Genomic DNA, 19,888 nt, shown 5'->3' with positions numbered 1-19,888 from the left:
TCAATACATCCGATTGTTTAAATTTCAGGGAGGTCCATCTTGGGAGCGAAGCACCACCACTCGGTGCGGCCTGAATTTCAGGAGGCTCAGATGTCAGACGTTCACACTTCTTCCCAAGAAACATTTTCCAGCGACGTCGCCTTCACCCCGGCCGTGAAAGCGATACAGGGCCGCAAAGGTTCGCGCGAGGCATACGCTGATGTCGAGCAGAGCGGTGGCTGGCGCACCGAGATCGATGAAAAGCTCGCGGGCTTCCTGGGCGAGACCAACAGCTTCTATTTCGCCACCGCCAGTGCAGACGGCCAGCCTTACATGCAGCACCGTGGCGGCCCGAAAGGTTTCATCAAGATCCTGGACAAGAACACGATTGCCTTTGCCGACTACAGCGGCAACCGGCAATACATCACCCAAGGCAATCTCTCGGAGAATCCGAAGGCGCATATCTTCGTGATGGACTATGCGCACCGCCGGCGCGTCAAGATCTGGGGCGAGGCCTGCGTGGTCGACGACGATCCGGCGCTGACGAAATCGCTGATGCCGCAAGGCTACAAGGCGCGGCCCGAGCAGGTCATCCTGTTCAGGATTTCGGCGTGGGACACCAACTGCCCGCAGCACATCCCGCAAAAGTTCGATGCCGCCGACGTGGCACAGGCGCTGGCCGTGCGCGACGGCAGAATTGCCGAACTGGAGGCCGAGCTGGCCGCATTGAAGGGACAGTCGGCGCCAGCGAGCCAGAGCGTGGACTCATGACGCCGACATATCAAAATCCATGTGACCCCATCAAGCCGTTCGATTGATTACTCAGAAATCATGAGAGCAGTCGTTCAGATACAGCGATTCCTTCATTATATTTCTCCTTGTGTCGTCGAGGAACCCAATGGCTGCCTCGTCGCCATCGCTTCGTCAGCATGAATTGGGAAGACGATCGGGATGAGCCTTGCCTTGCCGAAGCGCGCCGGCATCGCTGCGCGTTCGCACGGTGCCGGCACTCCGTTTTCGTCAGAGGTTCGGATGCAGGTTCCGCACGGTGCTGATGCTTTCGAGCAGCGAAGCCAGGTGCAGGATCGTGGACTCCGCCTGCCACTTGCCGATGACCTGCACGCTAATCGGCAGCCCTTCCTTGCTCGTACCGAACCGCATCGACAGGCCGGGCAAGCCGGTGACGTTAAGCGGCACGGTCGCGCCCTGGAGGTAGGTGGCGTCCACGGTCTGGCCGTCGATGGTGAACTTCTCGACGCCATGCTTGTGGGCCGGGATCGGCAGCACGTGGGTAATCAGCGCGTCGTAGCGCGAGAAGTAGTCGGCATAGCCGTCACGCAGCCGCTCGACCGCCTGCTCGGCGTCGATATAGTGCTTCATCGACGTGTCAGGCAGCGAGAGCATGGTCTTCGCCATCTTGTACATTTCGTCCTCATGGCCGGCCGTCGCCTCGGCGAACGCGGGCTTCATCTCCATCACATGGAGGCGGTTGAACACGTCGAGAGGGAAATCGCGCTCCAGGGCCGGGATGCTTACCTGCTCGACAAATACGCCGGTGTCCTTCAGCGCCTCGGCCGCGGCCTTGACGGTCGCCGCCACCTCGGGATCGACGGGCCCGAAGCCGGGTCCGACCATCCAGCCCACCCGGAGCTGGCGGTAGGGCTGGCGGCCGATGCCCGCATCGAATTGGACGGTGCTGGTGGCAAACGCGTCATGGCCGTCAGGCCCGACCAGTTGCGAGAAGGCGAGCGCGATGTCGCGAACCGAGCGCGCCATCGGCCCGACATGCCAGAAGCGGCGCGGCGCGCGCGGCCAGATGCCGGTCATGGGCACGCGGCCATGGGTCGCCTTCATTGACGTGATGCCGGTTTGCGCGGCCGGGCCGCGCACGGAGATTGCTAGATCGGTGCCGAGACCGATCGGCGACATCCCAGCCGCGATAGCCGCCGATTCACCGCCGCTCGAACCGCCCGGAGTGCGGGTCACGTCCCAGGGGTTGTTCGACCGGCCGGAGAGCAGGTTATCACTCTCGATCCAGTAGGAGAATTCGGGAAGGTTGGTCTTCGCCAGCAGGATGCCGCCAGCCTTCTTCATTCGCGCGACGCTCGTCGCGTCGACGTCGGGAACGCGCCCCTTGAAGATCGGCGAGCCGCGCTGGGTCGCCACGTCCGCAGTGTCGATCGAGTCTTTCACCGTGAAAGGGACACCGTGCAGCGGGCCGAGTTCGTCGCCCGCCAATACCGCTGCCTCCGCCGCCTTTGCGGCATTGAGCGCACCGTCCGCGAGCGTGACGATCGCGTTGATCTTCGGGTTCACCGCCGCGATGCGATCCAGGTGCGCGTGCACGACCTCGACCGGCGAGACCTCCTTGGTACGGATCAGTTCGGCCAGCTTGGTTGCGTCGGAAAAAATGATCTCTTTGGTCACGGTTGTTTCTCCTACCTGTCCGGCTATGGAGGTATGTCTACCTGCCACTTGGTAGGGTGGACATAGGCCTTTATTTCTCTCGGTCAAGCCCCTATCTGTCACTTGGTAGGTAGCCCCCGGCGAAATGGTTCCCGGCGAAGCTGCAAGGCAATGAAATGAGTTTAAGTTCCAAGGAAGCCATCTTGGCGGCAGCCAGACGGACCGCGCAGGCGCATGGCTACAGCGGCTTGAATTTCCGCGATCTCGCGGACCAAGTGGGCATCAAGGCCGCGAGCATCTACCACCATTTCCCGAGCAAGGCTGAACTCGGCGCAGCGGTAGCGAAGCGCTATTGGGAGGACACAGCGGCTGAACTCGACTCCATGTTGGCCGAAACCTCGGATCCGTTCCGCTGCCTGCAGCAGTATCCCGATATTTTTCGCAAGTCGCTTGAGAGCGACAATCGCATGTGCCTCTGCAGCTTCATGGCTGCCGAGTATGATGACCTGCCGGACGCGGTGAAGAAGGAGGTCCAGGCCTTTGCCAATGTCAACGTGGCGTGGTTGAGCAAGGTGCTGTCCGCCGCGGCCGTGGTTGGTTCCGGGGAGAGCGAACGGCGGGCTCGCGCTATCTTCGCTGCCGTCGCCGGCGCTCAGCTCATGGCGAGGAGCCGCTCTGATATTGCGCTCTACGACGCGTTGATCGATAGCTATCGCTTGGCGGGCCTCCTGCCTGCATAGACGCTGCAATCCTCCATGGCCGACGCGCGGCAAGGAGGGGAATTTACAGGTTCACGTCCTAGAACGCTTTCGAGCAAAGGAAGCCCGGCTCTGATCCACCAGAACCGGGCTTCTTGTTGTCAGGCGGCTTCCTGCAGCGGCGCCCAGGCGAATTCCGGATAGTATTGAAGCATCATCCGGTCGACATAGGCGGTAAGGTTCGCGAACCGCTCGGTCCGCTGCCGCAACGGCGACTCGAAAAACGGCGTCAGGATTCCGGAAAGCGCGCCGAACGCGGTGGCGTCGGTGCCGCAAGGCGTATCGCCCATCAAATACGGCTTGTCGCCAAGCTGCACCGACAGTGCAAACAGCGAACGAACGGCGAGATCGACGTCCTCTTCCGGCGCGTGGCGGCCGAGGCCGCTGAGCAAATAATTCTCGGCGACGCGAAACTGCGCGTCCTCGCGCAGTTTTTCGCGCTGATGCGCCGGCACGGCATCGAAGAAATGCGCCGGTCCCTTGGCGAAATTGTCGGCATCGACCCAGCGCGCGCCGACCAGCGCCCAGTAGATATGGTGTTCGATCATCCGCTCGAACGCCCAGGCCTGCGCCCGCGCCTGCAGGGACAGCGGCGCATCGAAATCGAAACCGTATTTGCCCTCGAGATGGGCGCGGATGAAGGTGGAATCGGCAATACTCTCGGCCTCGTCGACGATGTAGGGCAGTTGCCCCTTGGGAGAGGACGGCGGCCTCGCCTTCTCCTTGCGATAGGCGAGACCGGCCATTTTCAGCTGGACTTCGGTCTTGGTCACAAAGGGGCTGATTTCCGGCAGGCCAAACCCGGCGCCAAAGCCATAAAGGGTAATCATGCTGGTCTCCCGATCCTGTAAAACGTGGCTGAGCCTAGCGACCCCCTGCTGCCACCATGGTGTCAGCAGCATCGAGCCCGCGCGCCAGGCAGCGCTTTCCATGGCGGATTCGGCAGGCCAGCACGGCCAACTGCCCTTGCGCGAGGACGCACATTGCTGTGAATGAACGCAAGACCAGTTCCAGCATCGCCCAGCGCAGGTCTGATGTCGTGGAGTGGATGGAAACCAGATGCTCCAGTGCGAAACACTGGGCGTTCCAGAGAGGGTGCCGGCTTCCCCGGAAGCCGAATTCGCTGAAAATCGTCATGGACAAATTCCCTTCAGTTGAGATGTTGTCCTTATCTACGCGACCCCTGCTGCCAACATGCTGTCAGCATCGGTCCGCGCCCCCAAAGAAAAGAGACGCGCTATGAGACGTGCCGACCGGCTGTTTCAGATCATTCAGGTGCTCCGGCGCACCCGGAAGCCGCTGACGGCGGACGCGATCGCCGCCGAGCTGGAAACCTCGAAGCGGACGATTTACCGCGACATCGCCACCCTGATCGAACAGCGAGTGCCGATCCGCGGCGAAGCCGGCATGGGTTACATCCTGGAGAAGGGGTTCGACCTGCCGCCGCTGATGCTGACCCCCGACGAAATCGAGGCCGCCGTGCTCGGCGCGCAGTGGGTGGCGGGACACGCCGATCCCGTGCTCGCCCGCGCCGCCCAGGACCTGATGGCGAAGATCGCCGACACCGTTCCCGAACGCTTGCGGCCGTTCGTGCTCGAACCCGCCAGCCGCGCCCGTCCGGTCTGGAACAGGGAGCCCGACCGCATCGACATGGTGCGGACGCGGTCGAACATCCACGAAGGCAAGAAGATCACCCTGTCCTACCGCGACGAACATGGCCGCGAGAGCGAGCGCACCATCTGGCCGATTGCGATCGGCTATCACGAGGCGGTGCGGATCCTGGCGGCGTGGTGCGAACTGCGCAAGGATTTCCGCAGTTTCCGCACCGACCGCGTCGTCGACGCGGTATACCACGACGAAAAATATCCGGAGCGGCGCGACCTGTTACGGGCGAAATGGCGCCGAAGCCTGGTCTGGGAAGCGCCCAAAGATACCTGACGGTGGACACCTGACTGTCGCCGCACGGCCTGCTTTCCGCTAGAGCTTGTCGGTTCTGATTGAATAAGAACCGGGCTCACCTCTTTTGTTTTGACGCGTTTTTCTACGCGAACCGGCGTCCACTTCGCTCGAAAACGCTATAGAGAGAGCCATGGATCACATCGACAATCACACCGGCCCGGCCAACGACAACGACAGTCCCTGCCAGAGCTGCGGCGCCTGCTGCAGCTATTCGGAAAACTGGCCGCGCTTCACCACCGAGGACGATGCGGCGTTGGATCTGATCCCCCCAAAATTCGTCAATGACCGACTGTCGGGCATGCGCTGCGACGGCAACCGCTGCTCGGCACTGTCAGGCAAGATCGGCGAGGCGACGGCATGCACGATCTATGCGGTGCGGCCCGAGGTATGCAGGACCTGCATGCCCGGCGATCCCGAATGCGCGATGGCGCGGAAACGGCATGGATTGCCGGTGCTGCCGGCGTAATACCAGTGCTGTCGTCCCTGCGAACGCAGGGACCCATACCGCGTGATTTATCGATAAGGCAGAATGGCTGATGCCGTCTACAACCACCAAGGCCGGTGGCTATGGGTCCCTGCGTTCGCAGGGACGACAGAGGCGCGTTAAGCCGTCACCGCCTCGACTTCGTCATCGATCTCATCCTCGATCGGCGCGAAGGTCGAGAGTGGTTTGGTCGACAGCGTGATCGGCTTGCGGTGGCCGTAGGACGACGAGGGCGCGGAACGCGCGGCCGGTTCGCGCGACAGCGCATAAAGGGTGGAGCCGACGCGGCCACCCAACTGGATCAGGTGGCGCTCGGTGCAACTTGCCGCGATGGCCACGGCCAGCGCGTGCAGATGGCTGCGGCGGTAGCAGAACAGCGCCAGCATGGCGCGGACATCGGCACTCACGCTCTCGACCAGCATCGGCAGCCCGTTGGCATTGGCGCGATACATCTCGCCGAGCAGTTCATCCCGGACCGGACAGAAATCGTTCTCGAAGGCGTCACGGCTTGAAAACATAAGGGTTCTCCCTATGCGGAAGATGCATTGCAATTCTCTAATGAAAGGTTAACCAAGGCAGGCAGTAGTGCTCCGGGGCACTTGCCAGTTGTGGCCGAATCGGAACCGGCCCCGGGCCCATAATTCGCAAACGGCTCTCCGGCGCCACCGAGATCACGCGCGACGGCGCCGGACCACATTTATGTCCAACCCCTTCACGATTTCAGACTTCACAATTTCAGATCTGCGCCGGCGCCCGGAATTCTTCGACACGGTCGCCGAGCGGATCTGGCAGGCATGGTGGCAGGAGAGCGACCATCCGCTCGCTTACATCTCGACCCGCCTGCGCGAAAACGTGGCGGCAACGCCGATCCCGTTCGCGCTGGTCGCCCATGACGGCGAGAAATTTCTCGGCACCGCCTCGGTGATCACATCCGATCTCGAGGAACGGCCGCAGTTGACGCCGTGGGTGGCCGCGGTGTGGGTGGAAGAGGACGCGCGACGGCGCGGGGTCGGCGCCGCGCTGGTGAACCGCGCCGCGCAGGATTGCTTCGCGCTCGGTATCTTGCGCGCCTATCTGTGCGCCCGCCCGCTTATGTCAGGTTTTTACGAGGGGCTAGGCTGGATCGTGTCCGAACGGAAGGTCGGCCGTCACCAGATGAGCGTGTTCTTTCGCGAAGCGGGGTCCGCAGCCGGACCGGTCAGTTCGACGCCATGAAGATCGACAGGCCAAATCCGGTGAGGTGGTGCAGCGCCTGATCGACGCCGATCAGCGTCCAGAACCACGGGTGCTCCTGCTCCAGCGTCACGCCGAACGACGAGGCGCAGATGCCCTTGAGGCGGTCGACCGTGATGTGAATGGCGAAGTCGATCAGGGCGACGAACCAGAACCGCGGCGCGACAACCAGGATCAGCGCCATCGACACCGCCAGGTGCACCAGACAATGCGCCAGCAGCGGCAATGCCCAGCCGGTCTTCTGATCCTTGCCGATCGCCATCCAGGAATTTTGCAGAACGAAATCGGCGATGATGTGCTTCACCGTGAGAAGCAACATCCATCCCACCAGCGCACCAACCGGGACCGACGACGACATCGAGGGAAACGACAAAGCTGACGCCTCTTGCTGGAACTAACGAGGTGCGAAAAACCGGGATCTAGGCAGTCAGCGCAATTTGTCTTCTTAAACCCGGACCGTCCGAAACATTGCCTACATTTATGACATCTCCCGGACCGGAATGCACCTGTGGGTAGTCCGAAAATCGCATGGTGTGGCTGAACTGCGATACTGCGGGGAGCACCGCCCTCGCGGTAAGGTTACCGGCCGGGGCGGTTTGCATTCCGTCCCAAGCGCGATATCATTGGCCGCCAGACAAAATTGTCGTTCTTTTCTAGGTATTTACGAATTCATTAGGACGGCCTGCGACGCCGGTTTGACGGCGAGACGTCCCGCCGGGTATGAGCCATTCGGGTACGAGCATGAGCGCTGAAGCCCCCACGCCGCAACCGGAAATGCCACGCCGACGTTCGCGGGTGGCGAAGAGCAATCGCACGCAGATCGTGCTGTTTTCGATCCTGACCTTGATCCTGACCGCCGTCACGGTTTGGGGAGGCCGAACCTGGCTGCGGAATTCCGAGACGCTGGTGTTTGCCGTCGGTGAGGCCAACGGCCCCGAGGCGCGCTTCGCGGCCAAACTGGCGGCGCTCTTGAAGAGCAACTCGTCGCGGCTGCAGCTCAAGATCGTGCCGAGCGCCGACAACGCCAAGGCGCTGGCGTCGTTCGACCGCAAGGAAGCCAACCTGGCGGTCCTGCGCACCGACGCAAAAATCCCGTCCCGCGCCCGCGCGGTCGCCATCCTCGACCACGACGTGCTGCTGCTGCTCAGTCCCGGCGACAAGAAGATCAAGACCGTCGCCGACCTGAAGAAAAAGAAGATCGCTGTGATGGCTGACAGCGAGAGCAGCGCCGCCCTCGTCCGCAACATCCTCGAGCTTTCCGACAGCCCCGACGCCGCGGCCCGGGTCCAGTTGGCGCCGCCGGGCTCGACGTTGGAAAAGCTGTTCGCATCGGGCAACGGCGCCGTGGTCGTGGTCGCGCACGCCTCGCAGATCGTGAAGGACCGGAGCTACGAACAATTGGCCAAGCGCGGCGGCTTCACCCTGAACGCGATCGACGCGGCGAAAGCGCTTGCGAGGAAATACCCGGCGCTTTCCGAGGAGACGCTGACGACCGGCATGCTGTCCGGCGCGCCGGCGATCCCCGACGACGATCTCACCACCATCGGGCTGGAATGGCTGCTGGTGGCGCAATCCAGATTGTCGACCACGACCATGAGCGACCTCGCCCGCCTGATCTACGAAAACAAGGCAGATCTGGCGCTGAGCGACGGCTTCGCCAGCAAGATCGAACCTGTTGTGACCGACAAGGATGCCTTCATCGCCGCGCACGCCGGAGCCGCCGAATATATCAACGACGACACCAAGTCGTTCATGGATCGCTATAGCGACATGATGTATCTGGGCGCGGCCGCGCTCAGCGTCATCGGCTCGATCTTTGCCGGCATCTACACCAAGATCACCCGGGTCGCGCCCGAGAAGGCCAGCGAACTCGCAACCGCCATTCTCGATATCGGCGAGCGAATGGAATACGCCAAGACCCTCGACGCGCTTGACGAGCTGCAGGACGAACTCGAGGCGATCCTGCGCGGCGCGGTAATCGGCTTGCGCGACGGCACCATTTCCAGTGACGGACTGGAGACCTTCAAGCTCGGCTATGAATTTGTCCGCGACGAGATCGGTATGCGGCGCGACCATCTGCGGCGGCATGCTGGACAGACTCCTGCTCTCTCGGCGCCTGCCGGTCAGACCACCACAGCGCATGACGACAACGTCGTGGTCGTGAAGACCGCGCAGAGCGCCTAAACGGCCTTATGTTTTAACGCGTTTTCTACCGCAGATAAGTCTACGCAATCTGCGCAAGCTTGATTGCTATGCGAACCGGTGGCCGGTTCGCTCGAAAACGCTATGCCGCGTTCGGTGCGGCCGACACCCGCGCCCTGATCTCGGCGATCTTGCGCTTGAGCGCCACCTGCCGCGGATCGGGCAGCACCGCCGCCCGCGCTTCCGCTACCGCAGCCCCGAGATCGGCCAGATCGAGCACACCGTCGAAGGTCGGCTTGGCGAGCCCGTCGATGATGGCGTTCCAGTCCGCAATGCCCTGACGATAGGGATCGCCATATCCGGTGATCATGGCCGCGGTCTGCACGATGGCGGGCGCCGCAGCCGGTTGCTTGGTCAGGCTGCGATCGATCATGTGCAGCCAGCGTTCGACCCAGGCCCGCTCCTTGGTGTAACGCACCGAAAACAGCCGCCACCGCCGCAGCCCCGCCTCGATCTTCAGGCGGCGAATGCCCCATCTGTTCGCCGCGCTGAAGCGGATCGAAACCGGCAGCCGCAGCCAGCCGAGCCATTCCAGCGTATCGAGCACCGGTTCGGCGACAATGGCCGGCAGCGCACCGATCAATTCGTCGATGCGGAATTTCCTGACCTCGTTGATCGGCGCGGCTGGCGCACCCGCCTGATCCTGATGGGTTGCGAGCGTGAGCTGCGCGATCCGGATCGGGTCCTCGTAGCTCATGCGCGCCGCCATCAGCCGCGCGATCTCGGCGAAGACGGCATCATCGAAACCGCGCCGGCCGATGAACCGCTTCAGCCGGTCGACATAGAGCTGGGCGTAGCTCGTCCCCTGATAGTCGATCAGCATGTGAATGGCGTCGCCGGCGACGGGTACGACGGCTTCCGGCAATCCCTCCGGCAGGAACGGCGGCGTGTCGTCGTCCTCGCCGATGATGTCGGCGAACAGGTAACGCAACGAGGACAGGATACCGCGGTCAGACACGCCGTTCTCTCCCGGCCGCTAGGCGGGCTTCGGCACGGCCGCGGACGCCGCCGTCAGCTGGGTCAGCTGCTTCTGCAGCGTCTCGAGGTTCTGAAACAGCCGCGCGCTGGAGAGGCGGAGAAAATAGAATCCGAATGCCGGGTTCTGCACGTAGAGCTCCTCGACCTTACTGTAGCTGACGCTCAGCACGAGGCCGGCCTCGATGCATTCCAGCGATTGGGTGCGCACCTTCGACGGCGACAGCATGCCGAGTTCGCCGACGATGGCGCCGACCGGAAATACGATGCCGGACTCCACCAGCTTGAACTTGCCGCTGACGATATAGAGCATGTCCTCGGCCTTCTCGTCCTTGTAGAACAGCATTTCGCCGGCGGTGCAGTTGCGCTCGGTCATGAACGGCTTCAGCCAGTCCATCGACAGGTCGCTGTTGACGGACTTCTTCACGTCGCGCACCAGCTGCAGCATCTGGTGCAGGCGATACGAGTTGACGAAGCACATCACCGACTGCACCAGCATGACCAGATAATTATGCGCCGGAATAGCCGTCAGGAAGAGAACGATGTTGGCGAGAATGCCGAAGATCCGCAGCGGGATCATGGTCCGCATCGTAGTGGTGGCGACCACGAAGATCGACGCGAACAGCGTGCCGGCGGTTCCCGCATGTTCTGCCAGATGAGACGTATCCATTGGAGCCAACCAATTGTTTGGGAAGTGAACGGTTTCGCAATTCTGTTGCGGTGCCCGCTATCGTAATGTCCGCAAGCCATTTTTGATATATGAGGAAAAACGGCGTTTTGCTGGGATTCGCGCCCGACCCGGGCAAAATTCGGCCCCGGGAAGATACCAGGGCGCCGCCACGGCGTCCGGGGCGCCCCCGCGGCCGGCGGCGATAAACGCTGTTTGCCTGATGTCGTTGACGGCCTCGCCGGAGGCGGGCACGTTGCGCCAACCGGTCGCGCCGTGGCATGACCGCACTCACGCTTTTTCAGCACCGATCAGGCGCGCGCTTTCCAATGCCCAAACGGCTCGTTCTTTCGGCTCTGACGCTTTTCGCCGCCCAGACGGCCGGCCGCAACATGACCAAAGCGGCCTATGTCGCGGTGACGGTCGGCGTCGGCGTCATGGTCCTGCTCACGGTGGCCCCCGCCTATGAGGCGGCGCATCTTTGGGTCGATACCGTGCTGTGGGCATGCTGGGCCTACTTCGTATTCGAATGGGCGGTGCGGCTGCGCCACGCGCGGACGGCGCAGCGCGGCTGGGGTTATGCGCTGTCGGGACGCGGGCTGGTGGACGCCGCCGCCGCGATCGCGGTGCCGCTGGCGCTGGTCTGCGGCGCGGATCCGCGGACGGCCTGGCTGCTCGCGATCCTGTGGGTGCTCAAGGTGGTCCCCGGCATTCCGGGCTTGCGGCAATTGCGCCGGGTGCTGGTGATCGAATCCGGGCCGCTCTTGAGCGTGCTGGTGATTTTCCTGATGGTGCTGTTTCTGGCCTCGGTCGCGGTCTATTTCTTCGAACGCGAGGTCCAGCCGGGCACCTTCGGCAGCGTGCCCGCCGCGCTATGGTGGGCGGTCGCGACACTGACCACGACCGGCTATGGCGACGTGGTCCCGATCACGCTGCCCGGCCGCCTGGTCGCCGCACTGGTGATGATCTGCGGCCTCGGCGTGTTCGGGCTCTGGACCGGTATTCTCGCCACCGGCTTTGCCGCGGAGACCCGACGCGACAACTTCCTCAAGACCTGGGAATCCGTCAGCAAGGTGCCGTTCTTCGCAGCACTTGGCCCCTCTGCAATCGCCGACGTCACCCACATGCTGCGCACCATGGACCTGCCGCCGCGCACCATGATCATCCGCAAGGGCCAGCAGGGCGACTGCATGTATTTCATCGCCGCCGGCGAAGTCGAGGTCGACCTGCCCGGCAAGAAGGTGAGGCTGAGCGAGGGCGCGTTCTTCGGCGAGATGGCGCTGCTCGGCAACAACCTGCGCTCGGCCAACATCACCACCACGCGGCTGTCGAAATTACTGGTGCTCGACCTCGTCGATTTCCGCCTGCTGATGGCGCGGCACCCCGATCTCGCCCAGACCATCGACGCCGAGGCCAACCGGCGCGCACTGGAAAATGAATAAGCTAGAAAACAAGTAACAAGAAACGGAGAACAGCATGTCCGACACAGCCGAGACGGCGAGCGCGCCGCTACTCGAAATCAGCGGCGCCCGCGCCACCATCCGCCTCAACCGGCCGAAACATCTGAACCGGCTGCAGAGCGAGGATCTCGGCGACCTGATGAAACTGTTTGACCGGATCGAAGCCGATCCCGCGATCCGGGTCATGGTGCTGACCGGCACCGGCCGCGCCTTCAGCGCCGGCTATGACCTCAACTCGGTCGCCGACCGCGCGACCAGCGCCAAGGAAGAGCAGAGCGCCGGCTCCGCGTTCGAAGTCGTGGTCAACCGGCTGGAGGATCTCGGCGTGCCGACCATCTGCCGGCTCAACGGCGGCGTCTATGGCGGCTCGACCGATCTGGCGCTGGCCTGCGACTTTCGCATCGGCATCGACAGCGCCGAAATGTTCATGCCGGCGGCGCGGCTGGGGCTGCACTACTACAGATGCGGCATTCAGCGCTACGTCACGCGGCTCGGCGTCGATAACGCCAAGAAATTGTTTCTGACCGCGCAGAAGATCACCGCACCCGAGATGCTGCGGATCGGCTACCTCACCGCGATGGTGCCGCTGGAATCGCTCGACGAGGAAGTCGACCGCCTCGTTGCCATTCTCGCCGGCAACGCGCCGCAGGCGATGCGCGGCATGAAGCGCGCCATCAACGAATTTGCCCGCGGCGAGCTCGACGAGGAAGCGGCCGACGCCCGCCACCGCGAAAGCATGCGCGGCGCCGAGATCAAGGAAGGCATCAAGGCGTTTGCGGAAAAGCGCCTGCCCCGATTTTGATTTCCTTTCGACCTCATCCTGAGGAGCGGCGTCTTCGCCGCGTCTCGAAGGATGTGGCCGCCCTCGTCCTTCGAGACGGCGCTCGCGCGCCTCCTCAGGATGAGGGCGGGTGATCCCACGAAACACTCCTGAAACACGATTCTCCAGATCGTCCGTGAACGCAGGGCGCGGCCGCGCCGACTGATGGGCAGGGACGAAACAACGGCCTCGTGCCACCCAACTGGAGAATTAAGATGCTTCGCAAGGTTACTCTCGGACTGATCGCCGCCGCTTCCCTCGGTGCGGCTGCTCTGGCTCCCTCCGCCGCTTCCGCGCATGGTTTTCATGGCGGCTGGGGCCATCATGGCTGGGGCCATGGCGGTTTCGGCTTCGGCGGCATTTACGTCAACACCGGCGTCAGCGACTGCTATCAGCAGCAGTATATCCAGACCCGCCATGGCGTGCGCCTGCGCACCGTCAATGTCTGCGCTTACTGATCGCGCCTGAACAATACGCAAAGCCCCGATCGCGGACAGCGATCGGGGTTTTCCTTGCGTGTTTATTTGTCGATGAAAGTCACGGTATCGGCCACGCTCGCCCGCGAGGTGCGGTAGCTGTTGACCTTGTGCGCGTTGTCGGCAAATCCGAATGAAATGCCGCAGACCACCTTGCGGTCATCGCCGAGTTTGAAGTGACGACGGATCAGGCCGGAATGACGCGCCAGCGCGGCCTGCGGAATGGTGCCGAGACCGAGCGCCTGCGCCGCCAGCATGAAATTGCCGACATAGGCGCCGCAATCGATCGCGCCGTAGATGCCGAGCGGCTCGTCGGTGTGGATAACAGCGACATGTGGCGCGCCGAAGAAATTGTAATTCTCCAGCGCCTGCTTGGCGTAGGCCATCTTGTCGCCACGCGCGATCCCGAGCGTGTTGTAGAGCTGAAAACCGCTCTCGCGTCGACGTTCGAGATAAGGCCCGAGATATTCGCGCGGCGGCGTGAAGTCATGGTCGTCCCCGGCGCCGGAAGCCGCTTCGGCATAGATCGCCTTGCGAAATTTTTCCTTGGCTTCGCCGCTGGCGATCAACACCTGCCAGGGCTGACTGTTGCACCATGACGCCGTGCGCTGCGCCGCGACGAGAACGCGCTCGATGGTCTCTGATGGCACCGGCTGCGGCAGAAACGCACGGACCGAATAGCGTTCGCGGAGCAGCTCTTCGAGTACGCCGATGCGCTCTTCGGTCGCGTACCTGGTCTTTGCCGCAGCGTCCATTGTCATCGCCCCTTGGTCGGGATCTTGTTGAACGGCACGTCCTTGTCGACGCGGATGTCGCCGGGCAGGCCGAGCACCCGTTCGGCAATGATGTTGCGCAGGATTTCGTCGGTACCGCCGGCGATGCGCATCGACGGCGAGCTGAGCAACATTTGTTGGAACTGGCCGTGGGCCACTTCCTCGTCCGCGCCGGTCAGTTCGCCGGCCGCACCTTCCAGATCCATCGCATAGGTTGCGATGTCCTGCAGCATCGCGCCCGAGACCAGCTTGCCGATGGAATTTTCCGGACCCGGCCGCTCGCCCTTGGAAAGGGCCGAGATCGCGCGGTAGCTGGTATATTTCAACCCGCTCGCCTTCACCGCCCAGCTCGCGAGCTTGGAACGGGTGGCACGATCGTCGATGGCGGGGCCGTCTTCCGTCATCAGGTTCGAGCAGAACTCGAACATTTCGGGGAAGCCGGTCGCCAGCCGCGAGCCGATCGACATGCGCTCATTCATCAGCGTGGTCAGCGACACGTTCCAGCCGTCGCCGACTGCGCCGAGGCGCTGGCTGTCCGGAATCACGACGTCGGTGAAATAGACCTCGTTGAATTCCTGCATGCCGTTGGCCTGCTTGATCGGCCGCACCTCGACGCCCTTGCTCTTCATGTCGAGGAAGAACATCGTCAGGCCCTTGTGCTTGGGCACGTTGGGATCGGTGCGCGTGATCAGAAGACCGTAATCCGAGTAGTGCGCGCCGGAGGTCCAGATCTTCTGGCCGTTGACGATCCAGTTGTCGCCCTTCTTCTCGGCGCGGGTGCGAAGGCCTGCGACGTCGGAGCCGCCGGCCGGCTCCGAGAACAACTGGCACCAGATATGTTCGCCGGAAGCGAGTTTTGGCAGATAGTGGCGCTTGTGCTCTTCGCTGCCGAACGCCATCACGGTCGGCCCGCACATGCCCTCGCCGATCTGGAACGGCTGCGTCAGCTTGCCGTAGACGCCCTCCTCCTGCTGCCAGATCACCTTCTCGATCGGCGTGGCGCCGCGGCCGCCATATTCCTTCGGCCAGTGCAGGCAGGCCCAGCCGCCTTCGGCCTTCTTCTTCTGCCAGGCCTTGCCGACATCGACGATCTCTTCCTTCTCGAGCCGGATCCGGCCGAGCGAGGATTTCGATAGCTCCGCCTCATATTTTTTCGGCGCGTTGGCCTCGACCCATTTGCGGGCGGTGGCTCGGAATTCGGCTTCCTGCGGGGTGTCGTCGAAGTTCATGGCAGACCTCATTTTCGTAGGGTGGGTTAGCCGAAGGCGTAACCCACCAGTTCTATCGAGCCTTGTTGCGACGGTGGGTTACGCGGAGTTTATCATCGGGCGCGCGTACGCGCGACCCGTTGGCTAACCCACCCTACGGTTCCTTAATTCTTGTTACGCGCGTCCCTTGGTCGGAATCTTGTTGAACGGCACATCCTTGTCGACCCGGATATCCCCGGGCAGGCCAAGCACGCGCTCGGCGATGATGTTGCGCATGATTTCGTCGGTACCGCCCTCGACGCGGGTACCCGGCGCACGCAGCAGCATCGCCTGGAATTTTCCGGCCACTTCGGCGTCTTCCGGGCCGCTCAGCACGCCGGCGGCGCCCTGCAAATCGAGTGCGTACATCGCGACATCCTGGATCATCGAACCCGCCACCAGCTTGCCGATGGAATTTTCCGGACCCGGACGATCGCCCTTCGACAGCGCCGAGATCGCGCGCATCGAGGTATATTTCAGCCCGCTTGCCTTCACCGCCCAATTCGCCAGCTTGGAACGGACACCGCGATCCTCGATCGCGGGGCCGTCCTCCAGCATCAGGCTGCTGCAGAAATCGAACAGCTCCGGAAAGCCCGTCGAGACCCCGGCGCCGATCGACATGCGCTCGTTCATCAGCGTGGTCAGCGACACGTTCCAGCCGTCGCCGACGGCGCCGAGCCGCTGCGAATCCGGGATCACCACGTCGGTGAAGTAGACCTCGTTGAAATCCGAATGTCCGCTGGCCTGCTTGATTGGCCGCACCTCGACGCCGGGGCTCTTCATGTCCAGGAAGAACATGGTGAGGCCCTTGTGCTTGGCGACCGTCGGATCGGTGCGCGTCAGCAAGATGCCGTAATCCGAATAGTGCGCGCCCGAGGTCCAGATCTTCTGGCCGTTGACGATCCAGTTGTCGCCCTTCTTCTCGGCACGGGTACGAAGCCCTGCGACGTCGGAACCACCGGCGGGCTCCGAGAATAGTTGACACCAGACCTTTTCGCCGGACGCCAGCGGCGGCAGGTATTCGCGCTTCTGCTCCTCGCCCGCGAATGCCATCATGGTCGGACCGCACATGCCGTGGCCGATGATGAACACGCCGGAGAGCTTGCCGAACGGGCCCTCTTCCTGCTGCCAGATCACGCGCTCGATCGGCGACGAACCGCGGCCGCCATATTCCTTTGGCCAGTGCAGGCAGGCCCAGCCGGCATCGGCCTTCTTCTTCTGCCAGCCCTTGGCGATCTCAAGCATGTTGTTCAGCGCCGGGCGGCCGAGCGAGGCCTTGCGCAGCTCCGCCTCATATTGCTTCGGCGCGTTGGCGCCGATCCAGGCCCTGGCTTCGGCGCGGAACGCGGCTTCCTGCGGGGTGTCATCGAAGTTCATGACGGTTGTTCCTTACGCCGCATTCCGCTTGCGCATGTGGTCGATCAAGACGTCTTCCCAATACGACAGGCTGCCGAGCGTCAGTGCGGTGGCGTTGGCGCGGCGGTAGTACATGTGGCAGTCGAACTCCCAGGTGAAACCCATGCCCCCATGGACCTGGATGTTGTTCTTGGAGCAATGCTGGAACGCCTGCGTCGCGCTGATGCGCGCGGCAGCGGCCGCTTCCGGCAATTCCGACGCGTTGGTCGAGAGCGCCCAGGCGCCGTAATAGCAATTGGAACGCGCCAGCGTCGCCGAGACATACATGTCGGCGAGAAGGTGCTTCACCGCCTGGAACGAGCCGATCGGACGGCCGAAGGCGATGCGGTCGAGCGCATAGTCGCGGCCCATTTCCAGCGCGCGGTCGGAACCGCCGACCTGCTCGAACGCCAGCAGGACCGCGGCGCGGTCGAGCACCTGGGTCAGAATGCCCCAGCCTTCACCGGCGGCACCGAGCGGCTCCGCTTTGCAGTTCTTGAAAGTGAGTTCGGCCTGTCCCCGGGTCGGATCGAGATTGGTCAGCGACTTCACCTCGACGCCGCCGGCCTTGAGGTCGACCAGGAACAGCGAGATATCGGAATCGCGGCCCGATGAACCGGTGCGCGCGGCAACAATGGCGAAGTCAGCGATGGCGCCATCCGGCACCGGCTTCTTGACGCCGTTCAGCGTGCCGCCGGCGGCGGAAAGCTTGATCGCTGATGGCGACGGATTGCCCTTGCCTTCGAACAGCGCCAGCGTGCCGATCGCATCGCCCGAGGCAATCACCGGCAGCCACTTCTGCTTCTGCGCGTCGGATCCTGCGATCATCAGCGCTTCGGCCGCGAGATAGACGGTGGAAGAGAACGGCACCGGCGCCAGCGCGCGGCCCATTTCCTCGGCAATCACGCAGAGCTCGAGATGACCGGCGCCCGCGCCGCCGAACGCTTCGGGGATCGCGATGCCGAGGAAGCCCATCTCGGCGAGGCCCTTCCACAATTCCTTGTCGTACGGTGCGTTGCCGTCCAGCACGGCACGCACCGCCTTCGGCGGGCACTTCTCGGCGAGGAACTTCCTCGCTTCGTCACGCATCTGCTTCTGTTCGTCCGAGAAATCGAAATTCATGGCGCTCTACTCGCGTTGGTGCTGCGTTGTTCAGTTCAGGATGATGACGTCTTTGCCGGGATGATCGGCGTAAAGCTGCTCCACCAGCGCGGCGCGGCGCTCGAGGCCGGCGCGCTGGTTGATGTAGCCCTTGTCGGTGAGCTCGTTGCCGTCGATCGACGGCGGTTCGGCCATCAGCATCGCGCGGGCGACCCGCATGCTGCTGCCCTTGCAAGCCGTGTTGTGCGCTTCCAGACCGCGTTTGACGCAGGCGATGACGTCGGGATGCTTGATCACGTCTTCGAACGTCGCATCAGGATTTCCGACCAACTGCCGGCACGCGTGCAAATTCGGCCACGCCAACAGCCCGATGAAGGCGCGGTCCTGACCGGCGACCAGCGCGTCGTGCACCGCGGGGGTGGCGGCCGCGATCGCGTCGGTGCGCAGCGAACCGACATGGACGAAGGTACCGGTAGTGAGCTTGAAGTCCTCGACCACGCGGCCGGCAAAGATGATGCCCTGCAGCGGGTCGTTATCGTCGACGAACACGCCGGCGTCGCCGATGCAGTAAAAACCTTCCTCGTCGAACATTTTCTTCGTCAGGTCAGGCTGGCCGAAATAGCCGGGCGTGACATTGATGCCGCGCAGCCGCAGCTCGTATTTCGAGCCGCACGGCACCAGCTTCAGTTCAACGCCGGGGAACGGCAGGCCGATCAGGCCGACGCGCTCGGTGTCCCAGTAAGTGCCGGTCGATGTCGGCGCGGTCTCGGTGGAGCCCCAGCCGGTATAGAACACGATGCGCTCGCCGGTGGTCTTCACCGCCAGCGCCTGCATGCGGTCGTAGAGATCGTCCGGCAGCCGCGCACCGCCGTAAGCCATGATGCTAAGGTTCTTGAAGAAGCAGCGGCAGAGCGCGTCGTCCTTTTCCATCGCCGCCGCCAGCGCCGCATAACCGGCAGGCACGTTGGCGTAATAGGTCGGCGACACCTCACGAAGATTCCTCAGAGTCTCCTCGAACAGACCCGGCATCGGCCGGCCGTCGTCGATATAGAGCGTGCCGCCATCGACCAGCACCGGATTGAACGCGGCATTGCCGCCCATGGTGTGATTCCACGGCATCCAGTCGAGCACGGTGGCGATCGGCCCGTTCGGATCGCGCGGACGCACCTGCATCATCATCGCCGCATTGGCGCACATCATCTCCTGCGTGTTGATGACGGCCTTCGGCATGCCGGTCGATCCGGAGGTGAACAGCAGCTTGCCGACGGTGTCGGGTGTGATCTTCGCAATCGATTCCTCGACCGCTGTCGTCACCGGCGTGGCCACGAGATCGGCAAAGGACACGCTCTTGATGCCGTCGCAGGGCCGCACGACATGCACGACGGTGACGCCGGTGAGATCGAGCGCCTTCAACGACTTTTCGAAGGTCGGCCCGTCCTGCACCATCACGACCGCTGGCTTGATCAGGTTGAAGAGGTATTTGAGCTTCAGATGATCCTGGCTCATCAGCGAGTAGGCCGGCGAAACCGGCGCTGCCGGCAGGCGCGCCTGCATCGCGGCCTGCGTCATCAGCGCATGCTCGATCGAATTGCCCGAGAGGATCGCAACCGGACGGCCGTCCGTGACGCCGAGATTGAGCAGGCCTTGCGTCAGCGCGTCGACGGTGCGCTTGGCTTCACGATAGGAAACTTTCCGCCATTGCCGCTCGGCGCCGGCGCGCTGCGCCAGCCAGGTCCGGTCGGGCGCCTGCTTGGCCCATTTCGCCAGCGAGGCGGGAATATGCTTCTCGTAAGCCTGCAGCGGAATCCGCGATTTCAGAACGATCACGCCATCGGGCCGGCGCGCGACGTCGATGTCGCGCTTCAGCCATTCGATCTTGCGAAAGCCGGGCTTGGTCAGCACCTCGGCGGCATTCCCACTCATATTGCGTCTCCCGGAATACGGTCCTTTGCG

At 63.2% G+C, this 19,888-nt stretch carries 21 protein-coding genes; 9 read left to right on the top strand and 12 right to left on the bottom strand.

Translation table 11 applies throughout. The features are described 5' to 3' along the window. Positions 1–90 precede the first annotated feature (90 nt). Positions 91–750 (top strand): pyridoxamine 5'-phosphate oxidase family protein, encoded by a 660-nt coding sequence (locus tag BLR13_RS21430; protein WP_074819819.1) that lies wholly within the window; start codon positions 91–93, stop codon positions 748–750. Positions 751–999: 249 nt separating this feature from the next. Here the strand turns inward: BLR13_RS21430 and BLR13_RS21425 are convergent, their stop codons facing one another. After that, positions 1,000–2,406 carry an amidase gene (locus tag BLR13_RS21425; RefSeq protein WP_074819821.1) on the bottom strand — a complete coding sequence of 469 codons (1,407 nt, stop codon included), beginning with the start codon at positions 2,404–2,406 and terminating at the stop codon, positions 1,000–1,002. A gap of 155 nt (positions 2,407–2,561) precedes the next feature. Between BLR13_RS21425 and BLR13_RS21420 the strand changes: the two genes are divergently transcribed. Beyond that, the gene (locus tag BLR13_RS21420) at positions 2,562–3,125 is read left to right on the top strand and encodes a TetR/AcrR family transcriptional regulator (protein WP_074819822.1); all 564 of its coding nucleotides are present in this window, start codon (positions 2,562–2,564) and stop codon (positions 3,123–3,125) included. 119 nt (positions 3,126–3,244) lie between these two features. On the opposite strand, the gene BLR13_RS21415 is transcribed toward BLR13_RS21420, so the two are convergent. Continuing rightward, complete coding sequence (locus tag BLR13_RS21415) at positions 3,245–3,973, bottom strand: glutathione S-transferase family protein (RefSeq protein ID WP_074819824.1); 729 nt, start codon at positions 3,971–3,973, stop codon at positions 3,245–3,247. 34 nt (positions 3,974–4,007) lie between these two features. Next, on the bottom strand, positions 4,008–4,280 hold the full coding sequence (locus BLR13_RS21410) for a hypothetical protein (RefSeq protein ID WP_074819826.1): 273 nt from the start codon (positions 4,278–4,280) through the stop codon (positions 4,008–4,010). Positions 4,281–4,382: 102 nt separating this feature from the next. Between BLR13_RS21410 and BLR13_RS21405 the strand changes: the two genes are divergently transcribed. Then, positions 4,383–5,081, top strand: a complete 699-nt coding sequence (locus tag BLR13_RS21405; protein WP_074819829.1) for a helix-turn-helix transcriptional regulator — start codon at positions 4,383–4,385, stop codon at positions 5,079–5,081. A 151-nt stretch (positions 5,082–5,232) separates the two neighbouring features. Then, on the top strand, positions 5,233–5,568 hold the full coding sequence (locus BLR13_RS21400) for a YkgJ family cysteine cluster protein (RefSeq protein WP_074819831.1): 336 nt from the start codon (positions 5,233–5,235) through the stop codon (positions 5,566–5,568). 137 nt (positions 5,569–5,705) lie between these two features. Here BLR13_RS21400 and BLR13_RS21395 read toward each other — a convergent pair whose 3' ends face one another. After that, positions 5,706–6,104 carry a hypothetical protein gene (locus BLR13_RS21395; RefSeq protein WP_074819833.1) on the bottom strand — a complete coding sequence of 133 codons (399 nt, stop codon included), beginning with the start codon at positions 6,102–6,104 and terminating at the stop codon, positions 5,706–5,708. 181 nt (positions 6,105–6,285) lie between these two features. Here BLR13_RS21395 and BLR13_RS21390 point away from each other — a divergent pair, with 181 nt between their 5' ends. Further along, positions 6,286–6,801, top strand: a complete 516-nt coding sequence (locus tag BLR13_RS21390; RefSeq protein ID WP_074819834.1) for a GNAT family N-acetyltransferase — start codon at positions 6,286–6,288, stop codon at positions 6,799–6,801. Here the strand turns inward: BLR13_RS21390 and BLR13_RS21385 are convergent. Next, positions 6,785–7,138 carry a DUF3307 domain-containing protein gene (locus BLR13_RS21385; RefSeq protein ID WP_074831258.1) on the bottom strand — a complete coding sequence of 118 codons (354 nt, stop codon included), beginning with the start codon at positions 7,136–7,138 and terminating at the stop codon, positions 6,785–6,787. The two genes, BLR13_RS21390 and BLR13_RS21385, sit on opposite strands and share 17 nt — an antisense overlap. A gap of 422 nt (positions 7,139–7,560) precedes the next feature. Between BLR13_RS21385 and BLR13_RS21380 the strand changes: the two genes are divergently transcribed. Then, positions 7,561–9,003, top strand: coding sequence for a TAXI family TRAP transporter solute-binding subunit (locus BLR13_RS21380; RefSeq protein WP_074819835.1), 1,443 nt, complete (start codon positions 7,561–7,563; stop codon positions 9,001–9,003). 100 nt (positions 9,004–9,103) lie between these two features. Here the strand turns inward: BLR13_RS21380 and BLR13_RS21375 are convergent, their stop codons facing one another. Next, positions 9,104–9,979 carry a DUF6537 domain-containing protein gene (locus BLR13_RS21375; protein WP_074819836.1) on the bottom strand — a complete coding sequence of 292 codons (876 nt, stop codon included), beginning with the start codon at positions 9,977–9,979 and terminating at the stop codon, positions 9,104–9,106. Positions 9,980–9,997: 18 nt separating this feature from the next. Further along, positions 9,998–10,666: a Crp/Fnr family transcriptional regulator gene (locus tag BLR13_RS21370; protein ID WP_074819837.1), complete on the bottom strand. Its 669-nt coding sequence runs from the start codon at positions 10,664–10,666 to the stop codon at positions 9,998–10,000. A 326-nt stretch (positions 10,667–10,992) separates the two neighbouring features. Between BLR13_RS21370 and BLR13_RS21365 the strand changes: the two genes are divergently transcribed. From BLR13_RS21365 to BLR13_RS21355, 3 genes are all read left to right on the top strand, one after another. Continuing rightward, positions 10,993–12,105: a cyclic nucleotide-gated ion channel gene (locus tag BLR13_RS21365; RefSeq protein WP_074831259.1), complete on the top strand. Its 1,113-nt coding sequence runs from the start codon at positions 10,993–10,995 to the stop codon at positions 12,103–12,105. A gap of 34 nt (positions 12,106–12,139) precedes the next feature. Beyond that, on the top strand, positions 12,140–12,925 hold the full coding sequence (locus tag BLR13_RS21360) for an enoyl-CoA hydratase/isomerase family protein (RefSeq protein WP_074819839.1): 786 nt from the start codon (positions 12,140–12,142) through the stop codon (positions 12,923–12,925). Between the two features lie 233 nt (positions 12,926–13,158). Then, on the top strand, positions 13,159–13,401 hold the full coding sequence (locus tag BLR13_RS21355) for a hypothetical protein (protein ID WP_074819841.1): 243 nt from the start codon (positions 13,159–13,161) through the stop codon (positions 13,399–13,401). A 62-nt stretch (positions 13,402–13,463) separates the two neighbouring features. Here the strand turns inward: BLR13_RS21355 and BLR13_RS21350 are convergent, their stop codons facing one another. The 5 genes from BLR13_RS21350 to BLR13_RS21330 all read right to left on the bottom strand — a co-directional run bounded on the left by BLR13_RS21350 (position 13,464) and on the right by BLR13_RS21330 (position 19,858). Continuing rightward, complete coding sequence (locus BLR13_RS21350) at positions 13,464–14,174, bottom strand: nitroreductase (RefSeq protein ID WP_074819845.1); 711 nt, start codon at positions 14,172–14,174, stop codon at positions 13,464–13,466. Positions 14,175–14,176: 2 nt separating this feature from the next. Further along, positions 14,177–15,421 carry an acyl-CoA dehydrogenase gene (locus BLR13_RS21345; RefSeq protein ID WP_074819847.1) on the bottom strand — a complete coding sequence of 415 codons (1,245 nt, stop codon included), beginning with the start codon at positions 15,419–15,421 and terminating at the stop codon, positions 14,177–14,179. Between the two features lie 153 nt (positions 15,422–15,574). Continuing rightward, a complete protein-coding gene (locus tag BLR13_RS21340; protein ID WP_074819849.1) occupies positions 15,575–16,816 on the bottom strand; it encodes an acyl-CoA dehydrogenase in 1,242 nt (413 codons plus the stop codon). Between the two features lie 12 nt (positions 16,817–16,828). Next, on the bottom strand, positions 16,829–17,956 hold the full coding sequence (locus BLR13_RS21335; protein WP_074819852.1) for an acyl-CoA dehydrogenase family protein: 1,128 nt from the start codon (positions 17,954–17,956) through the stop codon (positions 16,829–16,831). Between the two features lie 30 nt (positions 17,957–17,986). Further along, on the bottom strand, positions 17,987–19,858 hold the full coding sequence (locus tag BLR13_RS21330; RefSeq protein ID WP_074819854.1) for an AMP-binding protein: 1,872 nt from the start codon (positions 19,856–19,858) through the stop codon (positions 17,987–17,989). Between the last annotated feature and the right edge of the window lie 30 nt (positions 19,859–19,888).

It is taken from the genome of Bradyrhizobium ottawaense (assembly GCF_900099825.1).
GTDB lineage: Bacteria > Pseudomonadota > Alphaproteobacteria > Rhizobiales > Xanthobacteraceae > Bradyrhizobium > Bradyrhizobium ottawaense_A.
The sequence above is the reverse complement of the archived record's forward strand: the minus strand, read 5'-3'. Positions and strand labels throughout refer to the sequence as shown.